This window comes from Rhodococcus sp. BS-15 (assembly GCF_000813105.1).
In the GTDB taxonomy this organism is placed as follows: Bacteria; Actinomycetota; Actinomycetes; order Mycobacteriales; family Mycobacteriaceae; genus Rhodococcoides.
Genome location: NZ_BAOX01000588.1, coordinates 1 through 860, shown reverse-complemented (window position 1 = coordinate 860; position 860 = coordinate 1). Strand labels below are relative to the sequence as shown.

Annotated in this window: 1 protein-coding gene; it reads right to left on the bottom strand. The window is 64.7% G+C overall.

The genetic code is table 11. The annotated features are described in order from the left end of the window. The coding region (locus RHBS_RS28115; protein WP_128646946.1) for a DUF222 domain-containing protein at positions 1–860 on the bottom strand (860 nt) is incomplete at both ends.

The following is an 860-nucleotide window of genomic DNA, read 5'->3' as shown; positions in this document are numbered from 1 at the left end:
TTTTTCTTCGCTTCGGCAGTGTCGTCGGAGTCTGTGCCGCAACCGCATTCGATGCCACCTGCGCAGTTGCCGTCTCCGTCGCAGCCCGACCCACCCCGCAGACCTTCATCACTCGCCCCTGCATCCCGGCCTGTCGGGTCGGGTTGCGGCGTAGTGGTGCCGTCGGTCTCGTCGTCGACGATCGGTTTTCCGTCGGCGGGGTTGTACATGCCGGGTTTCGCGGCTTTGGAGAACAGGGCTTCGAGGTAGGCGCGTAGTTCGGGGTCGACGCAGAATTCTCCTTCGGACATGCCGTCTGCACTTTGTTCGCCGAGGTAGAAGAACGCATCCCGTCGCTTGGGCGGCTTCGGCGGTTTCCCGTCTTCGTCGTAGTCGCCGTCGGGGTTGAGGATCGAGTCCAGATTCGCCACCAACGGCGCGAAGTCGTCAGGCCGCCTGGTCGATGCGAAGCCCACCAACTGCTGTTCGGCGAGCTCGCGGGTCTGCGGATCGACGTCCCGGGGCAGGTGCCGAAAGAATTCGCGGATCATCTGGACATGCTTGGCGTCGAGCAACCCCGCCCGAAGCGCAGCAGCGGTGTGCGGCAGCAGCGGCGGCAGTACTTCACCGGAGAAGGAGGTGCGATCCCCCAAATCCGCAGCCAGACGCACTCGTGCGCCTGCTGTTCGTGGGGTGATCCGCAGCATCCATGCCACCGACGACGGCACCGAGCCCGGGTAGATGTCGAGGCCGTGTTGGGTGATCAGTTCGTTGAGCCAGGTGTACGAGTGCGCGGTGACGGACCTGGTGAGCATCTCCATGCGTTGGATCACCGCACGCCGGTCGGCATTGGTCCACGCAACCGACGCCTGCCCGGCCAA